14 protein-coding genes are annotated in these 18401 nt (G+C 32.2%); 7 read left to right on the forward strand and 7 right to left on the reverse strand.

Annotated elements, in window-relative coordinates; genetic code table 11:
- The 4 genes from ACUUYC_RS15040 to ACUUYC_RS15055 all read right to left on the reverse strand — a co-directional run bounded on the left by ACUUYC_RS15040 (nucleotide 1) and on the right by ACUUYC_RS15055 (nucleotide 3403).
- Nucleotides 1–621, reverse strand: a complete 621-nt coding sequence (locus tag ACUUYC_RS15040; protein ID WP_474267080.1) for a flavin reductase family protein — start codon at nucleotides 619–621, stop codon at nucleotides 1–3.
- Nucleotides 622–1932 carry an ABC1 kinase family protein gene (locus ACUUYC_RS15045; protein WP_474267083.1) on the reverse strand — a complete coding sequence of 437 codons (1311 nt, stop codon included), beginning with the start codon at nucleotides 1930–1932 and terminating at the stop codon, nucleotides 622–624.
- Nucleotides 1932–2591, reverse strand: coding sequence for a TetR family transcriptional regulator C-terminal domain-containing protein (locus ACUUYC_RS15050; RefSeq protein ID WP_474267085.1), 660 nt, complete (start codon nucleotides 2589–2591; stop codon nucleotides 1932–1934). The genes ACUUYC_RS15045 and ACUUYC_RS15050 overlap by 1 nt, the downstream gene beginning before the upstream one ends.
- Nucleotides 2592–2743: 152 nt before the next feature.
- Nucleotides 2744–3403 (reverse strand): MIP/aquaporin family protein, encoded by a 660-nt coding sequence (locus tag ACUUYC_RS15055; RefSeq protein ID WP_474267087.1) that lies wholly within the window; start codon nucleotides 3401–3403, stop codon nucleotides 2744–2746.
- A gap of 121 nt (nucleotides 3404–3524) precedes the next feature.
- Between ACUUYC_RS15055 and ACUUYC_RS15060 the strand changes: the two genes are divergently transcribed.
- Both ACUUYC_RS15060 and ACUUYC_RS15065 read left to right on the forward strand, forming a co-directional pair.
- A complete protein-coding gene (locus ACUUYC_RS15060; protein WP_474267090.1) occupies nucleotides 3525–4367 on the forward strand; it encodes a DUF2911 domain-containing protein in 843 nt (280 codons plus the stop codon).
- Between the two features lie 149 nt (nucleotides 4368–4516).
- Entirely contained in the window at nucleotides 4517–5893 is a 1377-nt protein-coding gene (locus tag ACUUYC_RS15065; RefSeq protein WP_474267092.1) for a vanadium-dependent haloperoxidase, read from the forward strand.
- 72 nt (nucleotides 5894–5965) lie between these two features.
- Here the strand turns inward: ACUUYC_RS15065 and ACUUYC_RS15070 are convergent, their stop codons facing one another.
- The 3 genes from ACUUYC_RS15070 to ACUUYC_RS15080 form a co-directional block, all read right to left on the reverse strand.
- Nucleotides 5966–8263, reverse strand: a complete 2298-nt coding sequence (locus tag ACUUYC_RS15070; RefSeq protein WP_474267095.1) for a leucine-rich repeat domain-containing protein — start codon at nucleotides 8261–8263, stop codon at nucleotides 5966–5968.
- A 188-nt stretch (nucleotides 8264–8451) separates the two neighbouring features.
- Entirely contained in the window at nucleotides 8452–9273 is an 822-nt protein-coding gene (locus tag ACUUYC_RS15075) for a tetratricopeptide repeat protein (RefSeq protein WP_474267098.1), read from the reverse strand.
- A complete protein-coding gene (locus ACUUYC_RS15080; RefSeq protein ID WP_474267100.1) occupies nucleotides 9258–9818 on the reverse strand; it encodes an RNA polymerase sigma factor in 561 nt (186 codons plus the stop codon). Before ACUUYC_RS15080 ends, ACUUYC_RS15075 begins: the two co-directional genes overlap by 16 nt.
- An 80-nt stretch (nucleotides 9819–9898) precedes the next feature.
- Here ACUUYC_RS15080 and ACUUYC_RS15085 point away from each other — a divergent pair, with 80 nt between their 5' ends.
- The 5 genes from ACUUYC_RS15085 to ACUUYC_RS15105 all read left to right on the forward strand — a co-directional run bounded on the left by ACUUYC_RS15085 (nucleotide 9899) and on the right by ACUUYC_RS15105 (nucleotide 18302).
- On the forward strand, nucleotides 9899–11254 hold the full coding sequence (locus tag ACUUYC_RS15085) for a S8/S53 family peptidase (protein WP_474267102.1): 1356 nt from the start codon (nucleotides 9899–9901) through the stop codon (nucleotides 11252–11254).
- A gap of 28 nt (nucleotides 11255–11282) precedes the next feature.
- On the forward strand, nucleotides 11283–14024 hold the full coding sequence (locus ACUUYC_RS15090) for a CHAT domain-containing protein (protein ID WP_474267104.1): 2742 nt from the start codon (nucleotides 11283–11285) through the stop codon (nucleotides 14022–14024).
- 168 nt (nucleotides 14025–14192) lie between these two features.
- Nucleotides 14193–15296, forward strand: coding sequence for a hypothetical protein (locus tag ACUUYC_RS15095; RefSeq protein WP_474267106.1), 1104 nt, complete (start codon nucleotides 14193–14195; stop codon nucleotides 15294–15296).
- Nucleotides 15296–17053: a T9SS type A sorting domain-containing protein gene (locus tag ACUUYC_RS15100; protein WP_474267108.1), complete on the forward strand. Its 1758-nt coding sequence runs from the start codon at nucleotides 15296–15298 to the stop codon at nucleotides 17051–17053. The genes ACUUYC_RS15095 and ACUUYC_RS15100 overlap by 1 nt, the downstream gene beginning before the upstream one ends.
- Before the next feature lie 313 nt (nucleotides 17054–17366).
- The gene (locus tag ACUUYC_RS15105) at nucleotides 17367–18302 is read left to right on the forward strand and encodes an NAD-dependent epimerase/dehydratase family protein (protein WP_474267111.1); all 936 of its coding nucleotides are present in this window, start codon (nucleotides 17367–17369) and stop codon (nucleotides 18300–18302) included.
- Nucleotides 18303–18401 lie beyond the last annotated feature (99 nt).

Here is an 18401-nt window from a genome sequence, read left to right on the forward strand (position 1 = left end):
TTATGTTAATTTAGGTCGTTGATACGGATGACGTATATGTTCTTTTGGTACGGCATATGCATCAAGTCCATTGACGGTTGCGGTTTTTGCTTTTGCAAGATTTATAAAACCATCTGTTTCTAAAATTGTATCGTTTATATATAGTTTTTCAATTTCACCTATAACTAAAATAGTTCCGTTTACTTGAAGATTGTATTCTTCAACATAGCGCATTCCAATTTGCACATGACAACTATTTACAAAAGGAGCAAAGAAACCTTCTCTATATTTGATTTCTAAATCAGTTTGATCAAATTCAGAAATTTCTTTTGGATATTTTGCAGATGTATGATGTGCATCTTCTGTAATTCCTTGATGAATATGATTTATGGTGTAAAAACCAGTCTCTTTTATATTTTTATAAGTATTACGAGGAACTACATTCGGACGCATAATGAAACCTAATAATGGAGGATTGGAACCCAAATGAGTTACGGAACTAAAAACAGCAACATTTGTGTTTCCATCATTAGATTGTGTACCAATTAGATTTGCTGATTTGTAACCAGAACAGCTATTGATAAGATTGATACGATATAACTTATCCATATTGTCAATATCTGTTCGTGTTAGTGTTATCATTTATAAATTTTTAAAATTGTTGATTTTAACGTCTTTTGCTTTTAAATCATGCAATAAATTATAGAGTCCAAAAAATGTTCTATTCATGTAAATAAAGTGTTTAGAACCTCTATTAGCATTCATGCTTCGCAATTGTGTATTTTTTGAATAACGTTCTCCGATATCTGCAATTTTTCCGAAGAAATCTTTATCAGAGAAATCAAATACTTCAGAATTAAAAGGTGTTGTAAATAAGCCTAATAATTCATGAAACATCTCAGAGAAAAATGCTACTTCTTCTTTTGAGTCATCTTCTCGAATAATTTCTAATTCGTATAATTTTTTAGTAAATAATTCAGGATTATTTAGAGTTTCTCGATCGGATAATTCAAAATAAGGAACATAAAAATCTTCTGGAATTGCTTTCATACAGCCAAAATCTAGTGCAATGAGTTCTGTGTCTTTTGAAACTAAGAAATTCCCTGGATGCGGATCTGCATGTACTTTACGAAACTTATGAATTTGAAACATGTAAAAGTCCCAGAGTGTTTGTCCTAAAAGATTTGCCTTTTCTTGATCTGTGTTTTTATCTGTAAACTCGGATAAATGTTCACCAGTCATCCAATCCATAGTGATGATTCGCTCCGAAGAGAGCGAATCATAATACGTTGGAAATTTAAGATTTGGCAAATGTTTACAAGCTTCAGAAACGGCTTTACTTTGCTCAATTTCGAGTAAGTAATTTGTTTCTTCAATCAACTTATCTTCTACTTCTTTAAAATATTTATCAGAACCTTTTCCGGTAATGTTAAACATGCGAATTGCGATTGGCTTTACGATTGCTAAGTCTGAGGAGATGCTTTGCGCAACTCCTGGATATTGAATTTTCACAGCAAGTTTTTTCCCATCCTTTTCGGCAACGTGTACTTGTCCAATGCTTGCAGCATTTAAAGAAGTAGAATTGAATTTGTCAAAAATTTCACTTGGCGTTTTGCCAAAGTATTTTTTAAATGATTTTATTACTAATGGAGGCGATAATGGCGGTACTGAAAATTGAGATAAAGAAAACTTTTCCACATACGCACGTGGTAACATGTTCTTTTCCATACTCAACATTTGTGCAACCTTTAGTGCACTTCCTTTTAAGCTTTTTAATCCGTCATAAATATCTTCTGCATTCGATTCGTCTAAGCGTTCTTTTGCTTTTTGTTCCGAATTGATAAGCTTATCTCCATAATACTTTAAGTAATTAACTCCGACTTTAGCGCCAGTAGTTACTAATTTTCCAGCTCGCTGGATTTTACTAATAGGAATTCTATCAATTGTTTTCATTATGATCTGATATCTAGTTTTTCTTTTAAAATGAATTTCCCAAAATCTATAATACTTTTGAGAGGTGTATTATCAATTAAATCGAAACTTGCATTCACAGATTTTTCGATATACTGATCTGTTTTGTCAAAATTCTTAGAAGTATCGTCTAACCAAAACTTTATGGTCAACATAAGTTGTATCCAAGAAGTTTCTTTAATGGCTTTATTTTGAAGATTTTCCAAACGTTCTTGATTCAGATCGAGCGTTTTTACATCCAAACTTTCAACAAAAGAAGCAAACACATGTTTGAGTCCTTTAAGTCGTTTCATGGATTGTAATGGTTTCTTGTCAGCTGTTAAGCTATGTACAACATAACTTCTGTTGGCAGTTAATTGTTCGAAAAAGGTATAGTAGAAACTCAATAATTTATTTCGTGCATCAAACGTTTCAAATTCTTCACTTTTAACTAGTAATTCAATGGTGTTTGCGCCGAATATTGTAAAAATTTCTTCTTCTAAAACATCAAACGAACTGAAGAATTCATAAAATTTTGATTCTTCAAAGTTATTTTCTTTTGCAAATGAATAGACGTTTTTAGGTTGTTTGCCATGTGCTAACACATAGTCCATGTAGAACGAAACTACAGTGTTTGAGGTTATATTTTTTTTCTTTGCCATGATTTATATTTTAAAACGGTATAAAAATACAAAATTTTGTTTAACTTATTTTAAGTTTAGTTAAACAAAAAAAATGAAAGCATTGTTAAAGTTTTCTTAAAACGAATAGTAAGAAGGCAAAATAGTAAAGAAGAGAAGTAGATTTTTGCAGGCTAACAGTCAGTATTACAGCAGTTTTCGTCTTTGACTAACTTACAGCTGATAACTGCAACAACTGCTCCTAAAATTGGTGCTAAGATGTATAACCACAATTCTGAAAGGTTTCCAGAAACCAAAGCAGGACCAAGAGAACGCGCAGGATTCATAGAAGCTTTCGTTATAGGACCTGCAAACATGGCTTCAAGCAGTACAATTCCACCAATTGCAATTCCTGCCATGGTTCCAGTTTCTTTACTTCCGGTTGATACATTTATAATGACAAGCATTAAGAAAAAGGTAAGTAGAAATTCCATGATAAATGCTTTCCATACAACAACTGTTGGAATTGTTGCACCTAAGGTTTCGCTTTCTGGCCAAAACATAAAAACGAGTAAACTAGCGCAGATAGCACCTAAACATTGTGCTAAAATATATTTTGGAACTTCTTTCCAAGGAAACTTTTTCGCATATGAAAAGGCAATCGTTACTGCTGGATTGAAATGCGCTCCTGAAATTTCAGCGAAAGCGTAAATCATCCCCATGACAATTAATCCCCAAGTAATAGCAACACCTGGATGTGTTATAACTCCAGTTAAATCATTTACAACCATAGCAGCTGTTCCACAAAATACCATGGCAAACGTACCTAAAAACTCAGCGATATAATTTTTCATATTAAAAAAAGTATGATAAGAGTTCAAAAATACTATTTCTTATTTTAAGTATTTGTTAACATTTGTACGTAAGGTTTCTGCGTAACTTCGTCAAATCAAAAAAAACTAAAATAATAATAAGATGAAAAAATTACTTTTAGCATGTTTCTTAGCTGCTGGAATCAGTGTTCAAGCACAAATAGAAACTCCACAACCTAGCCCAAGCGCAAAATTAACACAGACTGTTGGTTTAACAGAAGTATCTGTTGAGTATTCAAGACCAGCAATGAAAGGAAGAAAAATATTTGGTGAGTTAGTACCTTACGGACAAATGTGGAGAACTGGAGCCAACGCAAATACGAAAATTTCATTTAACGATGATGTAACTATTGGTGGAACTTCTGTAAAAGCAGGAGAATATGCAATTTTTGTAAAGCCAACTGCACAAACATGGGAAGTTATTATTTATAATGATACTTCAAACTGGGGAACACCAGGGAAATGGGATGACGCAAAAGTAGTTGCAAAAGCTACTGCACCTGTAAATACATTGCCATATGCGACGGAATCATTTACTATCGCAATTGAAAACTTATCTAATGGTGGAGCTGATTTAGCATTCAACTGGGATAAAACATATGTAGTTGTTCCTTTTAAAGTTCCTACAGACAGAAAAACGACAGCTAGTATTGATAAAGCAATGGCTGGACCAACTGCTGGAGATTATTTCTCTTCTGCTCGTTATTTCTTAGAAGAAGGAAAAGATATGTCAAAAGCTAAAATGTGGATTGACAAAGCTGTTGAAATGACAAACGAAAAGCCAAGATTTTGGTACTTAAGACAACAATCATTAATCTATGCTAAAATGGGTAAGAAAGCTGAAGCTGTAAAGATTGCAAAACAATCAATGACGTTAGCTCAAGATGCTGGAAACGGTGATTATGTGAAGATGAACAAAGATTCTATCAAAGAGTGGTCTAAGTAATACGACACTTTTAAAATTATATAAAAAAGCCTTTCCGTATTGGAAAGGCTTTTTTTATGAATATTTTTTTGGTAGAATTATTTCCAATTTTTTAGGTATAGTCTTAAAAAATAAATTAATTTGACACCATATTAAAAAAACTTACCAAGATGAATCTATCATTTCGCACCTTTTTAGTCTGTACATTAACGATATTTTTATGGAGTTCTTGTACCAATGAACAAATAGATGTAAGTGTACAACCAACGACTCCAAATACTATAGATACTTCCACACAAGTAATTTTAGACTGGAATCAATTATGGTGTGAGCTAGATCGACATGCAACAGGAATGCGTCCAAATGCTTCTACACGTGCTTTAGCATACATTCATTTGGCTGCTTTTGAAGTTTGTGTCGAAGATATGTTAGGATATACTTCTAACAAAAATAGATATGCTGAATTTGATATTGATTTCTCTCAGAGAGAAGCGAATGTTAATGTAGGTTTAGCTTTAAACGCATGCTATGCAAGAGCAATTGATCATTTTATGTATAATGTACCAGCAGCAATTGATACTAAAATTGGGTTGTTGAATCAACAAAAACAATTAGCACTTTCAGAGAATGTAAGTGAAGAAGTTGTTTTAAACTCTATTGATTGGGGAAATTATGTAGCTGATCAAGTAATTGCTTATAGTTTAACGGATACTGCAGCGGAAAGTCAAATAGGAAGTCCGCAACCTACGTCATATGAACCACCAGTTGGAGTTGGTTTTTGGACGTATAGTGATGATGCAGAAAGAGCTTTATTTCCATATTGGTCTTCCGTAAGAACGTTTGTGATTTCTTCAAATGAAACTTCTTCTGTTCCACCATCATTAACATATAATGAAAATACTACGAGTGAATTTTATACAGCAATGCAAGATGTTTATACAGCAAGTGAAGCTGCAAGAACCACTGACACAGAAGGTTTATGGATAGCAGAATTTTGGTCGAATGATGTAGAAGGTTTGATGATGGGACCACCTGGGAGACAAATTTCTATCGCAAATCAATTGATAGAACAATACAATGTAGATCATGAAAGCGCATTAGTTTTGTTGCTTAAATTAGGGTTTTCTTTAAATGATGCAGCCGTTTCTACTTGGGCTGATAAGTATGAGTATATGGTGATGCGTCCAAGTGTATATATTCAAGAATTTATTGATCCAGATTTTCAAACAAATTTATATCCATACATTTCATGGCCAAATCCTTCTTTTCCTAGTTATCCATCAGGACATTCTACGTTTGCTTCCGCTGCAGCGGGAATTTTTATTCATCATTTTGGAAACAATACAGATTTTATAGATCGTTCTCATGAAGGAAGAACAGAATTTAATGGTACACCAAGAGCCTATACAACGTTTACACAGATGGCAACAGAGAATGGATTTTCACGTTTACCACTAGGTGTACATTTACGAATGGATTGTACGGAAGGATTGCGTTTAGGTTATGAAATTTCAGATGCAGTAAATACGTTTGATTTGTCACTTTAAACTAAAACACATAAAATTTAAAAGCCTTTCTATGATGGTAGAAAGGCTTTCTCTTTTTCTAATTCATAACAATTATTGACTGCAATTCCCATCAATAATATCTTGTGCTGTAGGATTGTAACCGTTATTTTCGATTAGTATTTCTACATTTGGATTTGTACCATTACCATTTATAAATAGGTTTTGTAATGCGCATAAATCTGTTAAATTTGGATTTGGTGCTGGAGCAGGAGGATTATTAGTACCATTAAATTTTAGCCCAATATAGACTTGAGAAGAAGCCGTATTTGGATCAAGATATACAAGATTTTCTAACCCATTAAGATTTATTAGTGCACTATTGTCTTCTATTCTGATAATATCTAAAGCTGTGATTTGTTCTAGTCCAGTTAAGGTTGTCAAGGAATTATTACCTTCTATAAGTAATTGATCTAAGGATGTTAGATTTTGCATTACTGCAATGGAACTTAAAACATCGTTATAATGAATTTGTAATTTATGTAAACTGGTAATACCTTCAAGGCCTGCTAATGATGTTAAAGAGTTATTACGACCAACAGATAAGCCATTTTCAATTGTTGTTAAATTGCTTAAGCCTACTATAGATGTTAATGCTTCATTATCTCCAAATGATAAATTACGAACACTTGTTAAGCTAGCCAAACCATCAAAAGAAGTTAATGCATCATTATATATAATAGTAAAAAAACCTTCTATGGTTGTTATATTATGTAAGCCATCTAAACTTTGTAAATTTTCATTGTAAAATATATCAACGTCTCCGTAAATATTTTCTAAGGTATGTAAAGATGTCAAATCTACAATATTGGTAGTTTCGGGATAATTTATACCTATTACAACATTACCATCAATAGCAGTGAAACCAAACTGTCCAAAGTTATCTACTTCTTCTTGACTTTCTAAATTTACATCTCCATTATAAATACCACCAGTATCTTCACAAGTGCTTATGGTTCCTAAGTTGAAACTATTCCCATCTAATGGAACATTGTTAGCAATTAACCATTGACCAGATGCAGCATCAAATATTTGAACTGTGATGATATCATCGCTACAATGTTGAACTCCAATATTTATGATTCCATCTGTAATGCTAAACATGTTTGCTTCATCAATAAATATGTAACCATCTATAATTGGATTTCCATTACAATCATTAGCTATTCCAGTAATGTTTGTTGTTGAAATTTGATTTGTAGTAGAAAATGAGATATCTGTAGTTGTATCTGTAGTATATCCACCAAAAACTTGCTCGTGCATTAATTGCCCATAACATGTTCCTGCAAGTCCGTAAATGGACACAGTTACATCTTCATTTTGAGGAATTCTGCCACATTCTATTCCATCATTTGCTGTTACAATTCTAGAAAATAATAATTGATCATTTGTGTTTCTTCTAATTAACACATAGTAAGGAGTTTGAGCAGTATTGCTTGTTTCAGTTAATGAAAAGCAAAATTCAATAGGATTAAAAGGAACATCAACATTCCACCATGTAAAGTGTGTGACTTCAGCAGTGTAAGCGTTGCCATTTTTCACAGCTTGTCCATCCTCTTTCCAATAACCAACAGCTTCATCAAAATACCATAAATTTATGGTTTCGGGAGCGATGCTTGTTTGTGTATCATCTACAGGAAATGTTAGTGTTGCAGGACTATTTGAGTCAATATTTAATTCTTCGCCAGAAGGAGAAAATAGATTTACAGCTAACATTCCGTATGTTTCCAGGTTTCTTGCTTCGTTTGCTTCATTTTGAGCCAACAAACTACCAGGCATTTCTGTATATGTTGTTATTGAGTTTGGAGAAACGTAATGTAAAACTACTTCTACTTGACCGTTATACGAATTTCCATCTGCATTTATAAAATTACCACTAAAGTTTACTTGTCCACCATTTTGCAAAGATACTTGTGAAGTTTGCCCAGAACTTACAGTTGCTGTAACTTCTTTTTTTAGTAAAACGATGTTTATATTGTTTACACCATTCGTTTTCGGAATTACAACTCTTGAACCATCAATATATCCATCTTTCTTTGCTTTTATGTAAGCGAAGTTTTCATAAACATTTGCATTATTCATTACAAATACTCCATTCCGATCTGTCATTGTTGTAATGGTTCCAACTGTGATAAATACATTTGCTAATTTATTTCCTAATATATCTGTAACAGCACCTATGAAATTTCCAGTAGTAGCATTTCCAAAGTTTTCAGATTGAAAAATATCGTCTTTTAAATTTAATTGAGGAGCATTATCGGTATCGATTGAGTTGTCAAATTCATCGTCTTGACAATTTTGCAGTGAAAAGGTGAGTAGCAATGCAAGAATTAGTTTGGTAATTTTCTTCATTTGGTTTTATTGTTTACATAACAGATACAAATAAACTCAAATGGTTGCGTTGAAAATTCTCAGGAAAAATTTATTTTCAATACTTTTTCAGCTAAATTATTAGTTTAAAATTATTTTTATATTTAAAAATAAATGAAGTTATATTGTTGAAAATCAATTACTTTTCGTTGGGTTGAAGATGTGAGTTATTACTTTAACTTACTCAATAGTTTTTTAGCTTCTTTATATTTATAATTTGCCGGATCTTTTATGAGATTTTCTAATGAAGCAATAGCTTTTTCTTTGTTATTCATCTTAAAATGTATCAACGTTTCATACCAATATCCTTTTGAACTTTCATTTGAATTTCCAAGTTTTGAAAGTTGTTGAAATATAACAATAGCCTTTTCATTTTGATCTAGTAAATCATAAGAAGCGCCCAAATATTGTAAGCTATGTCCATATAATTCATGTGTAGTTTCTATTTGTGTAAATTTTGTAATAGCTTCCTCATAATTTGAAGCTTTAAAAGCGAGTTCTCCTTGCGAAAATAAATCTTCTTGCTTTCCTTTTTCAGTAAACGAAGGTAGTTCGCTCCAATTCACATTTGCTTCGTAATAAGAATCTAAAGAAGCATTAACCTGAGAAAAATAAATTCCAAAAAACAAAACCAATACAGCTGCTATTGAAATGTATTTGTAATAATTTTTACGAGGTTTTACAGTTGTTGTTTCTTCTAAATAATCTTTTCCAACGGTTTTAATTGTATTAGATAACGCTTGATATTCGTCACTTCTCAATTTTGTTTTTACTTTGGCAAGTTCTTCATTTTGCTGATTTCCAGAAAAAAGATTGTATTCATTATTTTCATTTAAAACTTCTTTAAGTTCTGTTTCAAGAGTTAATTCTTTCCTAAGTTCTTCATCGTTTTCTAACTTTTGTTCAAAACGTTTGCGTTCCAATTCGTTCATTTCACCGTTGAGGTAACGATTCATTTCGGCTAAAAGTGCTTCGGTTAGTTCTGACGCCATCTTCTTATTTTTTGGTATTTATTGTCTTCTTTTATTAATTTCACTAGTTTGCTGCGACATTTAAAAACACGTTGTCGTACTGTATTAACAGAAGCATATGAATGTTCTGTTACGATATCTTCATAACTCAATCCATTGAAATAGCTACTCAAAATTTCTTTACAATTGTCGGATAGTAAATCAAATTTTTCGATATAAAAATCAAAGAGTTCTTGCTCCAAAATATGCGCACCTAATTCGGCTTCCTTATCTACTAGTGTCAAAGGATCGGTTTTTATTACCTTATTTTTTAAAGTTCTTTTCCAAATATTTTTACAAATGACAAATAGATAGGCTTCAAAAGATTTTATTTCAGTCTTTTTTTCTTTTTGCGTAACAATAATATACATAAGTCCATCATGAAAAACATCAGATGCATCTTGTGTATCACCTCTGTTTTTAAGTACAAAGGATTTGATTTTAGGAAATAATTCAGTGTAAATTTCCTTTATAATCCGTTCATCTCCAGATGTAAGAGCATTTACGAATCTTTCACTATCTTTCATAAATCTTAAAAATAATTAAAAAAAATGGGTAATGTTTCATGCGTTTGTTCCCTACTATATGAACGCAAAATTTTAATAAAATGAGAAATATACAAAAACTTATTGCAATCCTTTTGTTGACCAGTAGTATGTCATGCACAAAAGATGATACTTTTATTGATACTACACAAAATGCAATTGCAAAAAATAGTAATGCAACTAATAGTGGAAATAACGCACAAGGCTTCATCCCTGGAAATATGCCTGTGTATTCACAAAATGAATTAATTATTCAATATATATCCGGGACACCAGAAGCTGTAAAATATGCCATTAGAGAAAGTGAAGGAATTGATGGGGATAATATAAATCCACTACAAGGTTTCGGAATATTTGAAATTTGTAGATGTGATAATCAAGACATTGAAAAATGGATTTTCCCACCTGGAACCATAGGTATAGAGCCTAAAAAGCAAGTAATAGAAGGTAAAATAGGAGGCGAAACTTTCGATGTTCTTGATGTAGATTATGAATTTACTTTTGGATTTGATGTAGATAGCCCAACCACAGGAACTGATGCTGATACTTCGTATGAAACGCACATAAAACCTGTAAATGAAGGAATTACAGTTGCCATATTAGATACTGGTTTGGCGGCTTCACTTACAGTTTTCGATTCAACTTCAGCTGATGATAATCTATTTTTATACAATGCAGCGCTAACTGCTGTCGGTGAAGAATCGTCTAGTTGGGATTATGTTAATGGAGATCATAATGTATTTGATGATGATCCGTATATGCATGGAAGTATCATTGGAAATCAAATTCATTCTGCATTAATCAGTTTAAATATAGATCATCAATTATTACCTGTAAAAATTTCAAATGCAGCAGGAAACATAAGTTACTTTGATATGATTTGCGCATCTGTATATGCTGGGGAGCGTGCAGATATCGTAAACATGAGTTTTGGCTGGCAAGATGATCCTTTTGGAGATTTTGGAAACACCATTTTTCAAAATATACTAACGATGTTCCCAGATGTAGTATTTGTTACTTCTGCAGGAAATACAAGTCATAACAATGACATCATCGCACACTATCCTTCGTCGTATGATGCTGACAATATAATTGCTGTCGCTTCATGTAATCAAGGCTATTCACATGCCTCAGATTTTTCAAATTATGGCAGTAGTGTAGATTTTTATACAAAAGGAGAAGGAATTTCTTTTTATGGCGGTACTGTAAAGGGAACTTCTTTTGCGGCACCACAAATTGTTATTGAAGTGGCAAAAATAATAGATTCAGGAGAAACTTCTGATTTACCAATGGTTGATAGAGTTGCAATGCTAGGATTACCTGCTACAGGAATTTTTCAAACCGTAATAAATTTCTATACAGGCGAAGAAGAAATTAAAAATACATTACACAATAGATACATTATAGCTGAAGATTAGAAATATTTTCTAATTTTAAAGGAAAAAAATGATATCGCTAAGAAAATTATTGTTATCTACTTGCTTACTTTTTGTTTGGTGTATGAATGGGCAAAGTACACTAAAAATAAAAATTGACAGCATAAAAGGATTAGAGGTAGTAGAAAACAAAATTGAAGGATTCCAAAAATTACTTCAATTACAAGATACACTTCAATATACAGAAGACTTAGGGACGCTTTTTCATAAACTTTCTGCTTGTTATTATGAGCAAGAGGAATATGATAAAGCGCTTCCTTTGTGTATAAATGCAATTGCCATACGATCAAAATTTAACGATAAGGTCGCTTACAATCAGAGTAGATATCATAAATCACGTATCTATGCGAATAAGAAAAAGTTTGAAAAAGAACACGCACTGTTACTCAAAATTATCAATGATGAAGGAGATGACAAGTACACATCATATGCGTATCGTTTTTTATCAAGAAACGCGAAAAAAAGGGGTGATATTCCATCGGCATTACATTACCTAAACTCTGGTTTAGCAAATAAAAAATTATGCAAAAATCCAAAAATTGAAAGCAATTTACGATTTGATATCATAAACACGTATGCGAAAAAATATGAAAGTATATATACAATTAACGATAGTAATAATGACTTAAAAATTATTACTGAGCATCAAAGATTAATACAAGTTGATAGTTTAGTTCAATTCAATAGAGTTGCATTAAATAATGCTTTGGCTGTTGTATATGATGCTTTTAAGGATTTTGACCGTGCATTATTTTTCTATAAAAAAGCAGCAAAAGGTTTTGTTGAAATAAACAAAAATTCTGACGAATTAGATGTTATTACGAATATAGGTATCATTTACTCAAAACAAGAAAAGTATGAATTAGCAGCACAATTTTATAAAAGAGTTTTAAATGAATCTGATGATGAAGAACAAATCGCTACAGCTTTGGACAACATGGGTTATTATCTTGATTCGGATATTGCCAAAGAAAAAATACCATACTTTGAAAAAGCAATCACAACAATACTTGAAAAAGACACAAAAGAAGCTTTTCAATTTCCAACACTAGATGAGATTAGAGATTCTGATTATGGGCAAGATATATTGACTTATCTAATAGATTTAGCAGATCATTATGTGCAAGCGTACACACAAGAACAAGAAGTAACGTATCTTCATAAAGCGAAAAAAACAGTGCATATTATTGACCAATTAGTATCGTTAATTCGGTATGAAATGGATACAGAAGCGTCAAAATTATTTTGGATTGAAAAAGGTGTGAATACCTACATGTTAGCTGTGGAAGTTTGTTATTTATTAAACGATCCAGTAAGCGCATTCTACTACATGGAAAAGAATAAAGCATTGTTATTACAGGAAAATATAAAAACACTTCAAGCGAAATTAAAACTAAATATTCCAGAAGAATTAGTTGCGCGTGAGCAGCAATTGCATTACAAAATATTAGCATTGCAAGATGAATTTCAGAAAAATATACAAAACGAAGTTTGGCAAAAAGCATATGCCAAAATGAATGAAGAATATCAGCAACTCGTTGATTCCATGCAACGCGTATATCCTGAATACATGAAAACCAAACAGGAAGTTGTAATTGCAAATTTAAACAATATCATTAAAAAATTCACACAAAGAAAAGAATCGTTTGTTGAATATATTTTAAATGAAGCAGATGGTTACGGAATTTATTATGATAGTGGCAAACCAATATTCTTTAAAATAAACAACACACCAATATTTCAAGAAAAGTTAGAAATATTAAAAGCTTTTCTAACGCGACGTTCATTAAAAAAAGAAGAATTACAAAACTATCAAGAAGTTGGGTATGCAGTGTTTAAAGAATTATTTCCATTTGAAAATGCCGCCGAACGTTTGCAAAACAAAAAACTTACCATTGTTGCCGATCAAGCATTGCAATACATACCTTTTGAAATTTTGCCAATTAGAAAAGATGGCAAACTCGTTGAAAATTACTTAGTAAATAACACGGAAACATCGTATTTACAATCATTCTCACTATTTGATCAAATTCAACAAAAACAAAATAAACCAACGCAAAAACTACTAACAATTGCACCAGAAGAATTTAAAGATGCACAATTACCAACTTTAACAGAAACTGAAAGTATTATAAAGTTAGTTGCAAATTTTGGTAAATCAATTGTACTGACAAAGCAAGAAGCATCAAAAGCTAATTTTCTAAAACAGCAAAAGAATTTTGAAATCATACACTTCAATACACACGCTGGTTTAGATAGCATTACACAAAAACCTTGGATTGCTTTTCATGAAGATAAAATGACACTGAACGAACTCTTCGGGTTGGAAAATCAAGCAGATTTGGTTATTCTAGATGCATGTCAAACAAATGACGGAATCAATATATCGGGAGAAGGCGTGATCAATCTTTCAAGAGGATTCTTTTACAATGGAACGCAAAGTGTCATGGCTTCTCTTTGGAATGTAAACGAACAATCAGGAAACGAAATATTACAAAGTTTCTATCACGAACTAGCAAGCGGAACTTCAAAATCAAAAGCATTACAATTAGCTAAAAAAGAATACTTACAACAACATCAATTTTCACAAAATGAACCCTATTATTGGGCAGCTTTTACGCTTACTGGAAGTACGAATACGATAGAAGTTGAAACAGTATCATACACTTTATATATAATTATAGGAATTGCACTAGGTGTAATTTTAGGAATATATTTTATGTATAAAAAACAATTATTTTATAAATCGTAATTAATTGTTTTTCACGATTTTAGGTTGATAATTAAAAATAGAAATATAAATTTTCATTTTTAATTGGGTAATGAATCTCTCAAAAAATCCCTTATAGATAAATAGATCTATCAAGGGAAAACTCGAAAACCTTTCAAGAGAGTAGAGATAATCATTAATAAAACAATCATGAAAAATAAATTACCTTTTTTAATCCTTGCATTGGGATTATTTATACTATCAAATAGTAACGCTCAAACAAATTGGGGAACAAATACAGTTGATCCTTCTTCTTCAGCTTTAGGAGATGGAAACCTAGTATTAGGAAATACTTCTACAGTAGTTGGTACAGAAAATAACATGAACCTTAATACAAAAAGATCTTCATTCATCGCAGGACATAGAAATACAGTAAATGATAGTTATTCATTTGCTTTTGGAATGTCAAACGCAGTGCAAAACATGCAATCAGGAGCTTTTGGTGTAAATAACTATGTAAACTCATTAAACTCGTTTGCTATTGGACATAGTAACAAAACGAATGGAAGTTTTTCATTCGCTTTAGGTCATACGAATCAAGCAAATGGAGCTTTTTCATTTGCTATTGGAAGAAATACGGTAAACACAAAAAACTATTCATTCCTAATTGGGTTCGAGCATCAACAACCTGTATTTATGGCAACGAAAGACACTACTATTGGAGCAAAAGTAGGAATTGCTACTGATGATCCACAAGCGCGTTTAGACGTTCGTTTGGGTGACAAACAAGAAATTAGAATACAATCAGAAATACCAAATACGTATGGAGGAATTTCTTTTAAACATAGTGATGGTAGTGAAAATTGGCGTATAAGAGCATATAGTAATTTTCATGGTGGATATGATAATATACTAGGAATTAACAGTAAAGGAGGTAAAGGAAGATTGTGGATAAATGCAAAAAAGACAATGATTGGAGATTGGTTCGATTTTGATCCTTGTACTGACTGTGACGAATATAAATTATTTGTAAAAAAAGGAATTCGTACGGAAAAAGTAAAAGTAGAGTTGGCCGCTGGTGTTTGGGCAGACTATGTATTTCATAAAAATTACAACCTAAAACCATTAGAAGAAGTAGAAGCATTCATCAATACAAACGGACATTTGCCTAATGTTCCATCTGCTGCAGAAGTTGAAAAAGAAGGACTAAACTTAGGAGAAATGGATGCAAAACTATTAGAAAAAGTGGAAGAACTTACCTTATATGTTATCGAATTAAAAAAGGAAATCAATGAACTAAAGAAGAAGAAATAATGAAAAACAAGAGCAAACTAATACTAGCAGTATTCTTGTTTTTTGGATGGATGTCTTTTGGACAAGATAATATGATTCATAACGCAGTTGCGGATCAACCGACGTACAATGAAACACCTTTTTATTTAGCTTTAGTGGATGATTATTCTCCAAAAACATATACATATTCGGGAGGATGGAACACTACAAATCATGGAAATCAAGAAGGTCTTTCTGTATGGGAAAGTGACATGAAAACTGTAACAAAGGTCATTACTGCACCAGGAGAATTACCAGAGAAAATACAATTCAAATTGCATTCGCCAGATTGGTATATGGTTAATAAATATGCTGGTTATGAAAAACTAAGACTTTCAGAAGGTGGAACGGACATTATGCCACATGCTGGACTCGGATATATGGGAATGGGACCAGGGGAATTGGTGCAGCAAAAATTCTTTGATGCCAATAAGTTTGAAGAAGGAGAAACGTATACATTACAATTTTACATACGTTCTATTGATGATCCATTGCGTGATTGGTCTTCAGGATTAGATTTAAATGTGTATTTCAGGAAAAATGATATGGAATATTCTATTGGAGCAAATCAATTTAATAACCGATGCGATCCAAGTAAATATTACAACAAGGAAAGTACGTCAAACACATTACAAGTGTTAAACAAACCTATTGACCTTGTAAACTATCCAACTGGTGAATGGTACCCAATTACAATAGAATTTACAGCACCAGCAGATAGTTATGATTGGATTGTAATAGAAACTGAATCGGCAAACCTTTGTGATGGACCATACATACTTTTAGATGATTTTAAACTAGTAAAAACATGCGAATTTCCAAGTTGTAGTAGACTAAGTGGTGAAGTGTATCCAAATCATAACGGATTGGTGTCAACAACAGTTCCGTTAGAAATTACAAACTTAGACAATGTGCAAACTGTTTCAACAGAAATATTTACCATGCTTGGAACATCAATATGGAACTATTCTGTAAGTTGTACAAATGGTATTGTAGATCCAATTTATTGGGATGGAAGAGACAATACAGACGGCTTAGTAGCAAATGCTTCCTATTTACTAAAAGTTACATACACAAACGATTGTGGAACAGAAACAAAAACATCAGTAGTTGTAAAAAGTGGAAATCATCCGCCTGTCGTCAACAATATAATATGTAATACTTCAGGAGTCATCACACCAGCGCCATGTTGTGTATATGAACCAGATTTAATTATAGATAATACATTACTTCCAGGAGTAGGTCTATTAGATTATCGAGTAATAAGTACAATTGATGTAGCACCAGCATTCAATGTAACGGTAACGAGCAATGCAGATGTAGAAATGCGTGCAGGAACAGAAATCATGTTAAATGCAGGATTTACTGTTGAGCCAGGCGGAAATTATTTTGCAGAAATTGTGCCTTGTGAAAAAATGCGTACAGCAATTGCGGAACCTATATTTGTAAAACCACAACAAGTTCGTGAAGATATAAAGTCAGACAGTAAACTTGATGAAAATGCAATAGGACTCTATCCAAACCCTACTTCGAATGAAGCAACTGTTGATATAAAAAATTATGAAAAAGGAATAACTTATGAAATAGCTATTCATAATATTCAAGGAGTACAGCAATTAAAATTCAATACAAAAACGCAAAAAACAGTATTGAACTTACAGCAATTGGCAACAGGTATTTACTTTGTGAAAGTTTCCAACGGAATCAATTCGTATACGGCAAAACTGATCAAACAATAAACACCAATTACCCAAATTATGAATCATTGAAGACATATGTATGATGGATACAATGAAAATCAGACCAACTGAAAAACTTGTATCATTTTTTGCGTTGATTATGCATATTAAGAAAGGCTTTCCTTCATTGGAAAGCCTTTTGAATTTAGTGAAACTCAATTTTGAGAAGTCTGAAAGACGCACACAAAATTGTAAGTTGAACTAATCTTATTGTAAAAAGAGATCAGAGAATTTAATTGTTCTCAAAAAATAATAAAAGCATTTCATAAATTATGTATACTTTTATGCGTCAAACACATTACGAAGTACATCAATGAAGATACTCATCACGGGAATTGCTGGATTTATTGGATCACATGTCGCAGAATATTTACAAAATGAAGGACATACGATCATTGGAATTGATAACTTTTCAGATTATTATCCAGTTGATTTAAAAAATAAAAATGCTGCCGTACTCAAATCGAAAGGTATTGAAGTTCTACAAGCAGATTTACGCGATGTTTCTTCCATTGAAAAACTTCCCGAAAACATAGAATACATCTTTCATTTTGCCGCACAACCCGGAATTGCCGCAACTTCTACGTTTGAAGATTACCTGACAAACAATGTAATAGCTACTCAAAATCTAATGAATTACGCATTAGAACAAAAAGAATTGAAGCTATTTGTAAACATTGGTACATCGTCTATATATGGTTTAAATGCTACTTATCCAGAATCCGTGGCGCCGCAACCAGCTTCACACTATGGAGTTACAAAATTGGCTGCCGAACAATTAGTGTTATGCAACTCAAGGTTGAATAAACTCAAAGCATGTTCATTACGATTATATTCGGTTTACGGTTCGCGCGAACGTCCAGACAAACTCTTTACAAAACTGTTAGATTGTGGTTTAAATACTAAAACATTTCCACTATTTACAGGAAGTTTGAAGCATTTGCGAAGCTTTACACATGTAAGCGATATTGTAAAAGGAATTACAAGTGTTATTGGTAAAGAAGATGTATGTAATGGTGAAATATTCAATATTGGAACGGAAGCCGAATATACTACCCAGCAAGGTGTTGATGCAGTTGAAAAACTATTAAACACAACAATACAATTTAACGAATTGCCACCACGTTCAGGTGATCAGCAACGTACAAAAGCTAACATTGATAAAGCTCGTAAACTCTTAAACTATAATCCTACAGTAACGTTGGAAGAAGGTGTTGCGGAGCAATTGACTTGGTTTCGTAACTTATAATTTTGCACTTTATTTTTTACCGTTTAGCTTATAATTCACCATAGCATTTTTACAGAAAAGCCTCACTGTTTTTCAAGTAGAACCTTGTAACTTGTTAAT

Source organism: Kordia sp. E (assembly GCF_056033805.1).

What these genes read in the sequence shown, in the direction of transcription:
- ACUUYC_RS15040 (WP_474267080.1), bottom strand. Translation starts at nt 621, where the DNA reads ATGATAACACTAACACGAACAGATATTGACAATATGGATAAGTTATAT.
- ACUUYC_RS15045 (WP_474267083.1), bottom strand. Translation starts at nt 1,932, where the DNA reads ATGAAAACAATTGATAGAATTCCTATTAGTAAAATCCAGCGAGCTGGA.
- ACUUYC_RS15050 (WP_474267085.1), bottom strand. Translation starts at nt 2,591, where the DNA reads ATGGCAAAGAAAAAAAATATAACCTCAAACACTGTAGTTTCGTTCTAC.
- ACUUYC_RS15055 (WP_474267087.1), bottom strand. Translation starts at nt 3,403, where the DNA reads ATGAAAAATTATATCGCTGAGTTTTTAGGTACGTTTGCCATGGTATTT.
- ACUUYC_RS15060 (WP_474267090.1), top strand. Translation starts at nt 3,525, where the DNA reads ATGAAAAAATTACTTTTAGCATGTTTCTTAGCTGCTGGAATCAGTGTT.
- ACUUYC_RS15065 (WP_474267092.1), top strand. Translation starts at nt 4,517, where the DNA reads ATGAATCTATCATTTCGCACCTTTTTAGTCTGTACATTAACGATATTT.
- ACUUYC_RS15070 (WP_474267095.1), bottom strand. Translation starts at nt 8,263, where the DNA reads ATGAAGAAAATTACCAAACTAATTCTTGCATTGCTACTCACCTTTTCA.
- ACUUYC_RS15075 (WP_474267098.1), bottom strand. Translation starts at nt 9,273, where the DNA reads ATGGCGTCAGAACTAACCGAAGCACTTTTAGCCGAAATGAATCGTTAC.
- ACUUYC_RS15080 (WP_474267100.1), bottom strand. Translation starts at nt 9,818, where the DNA reads ATGAAAGATAGTGAAAGATTCGTAAATGCTCTTACATCTGGAGATGAA.
- ACUUYC_RS15085 (WP_474267102.1), top strand. Translation starts at nt 9,899, where the DNA reads ATGAGAAATATACAAAAACTTATTGCAATCCTTTTGTTGACCAGTAGT.
- ACUUYC_RS15090 (WP_474267104.1), top strand. Translation starts at nt 11,283, where the DNA reads ATGATATCGCTAAGAAAATTATTGTTATCTACTTGCTTACTTTTTGTT.
- ACUUYC_RS15095 (WP_474267106.1), top strand. Translation starts at nt 14,193, where the DNA reads ATGAAAAATAAATTACCTTTTTTAATCCTTGCATTGGGATTATTTATA.
- ACUUYC_RS15100 (WP_474267108.1), top strand. Translation starts at nt 15,296, where the DNA reads ATGAAAAACAAGAGCAAACTAATACTAGCAGTATTCTTGTTTTTTGGA.
- ACUUYC_RS15105 (WP_474267111.1), top strand. Translation starts at nt 17,367, where the DNA reads ATGAAGATACTCATCACGGGAATTGCTGGATTTATTGGATCACATGTC.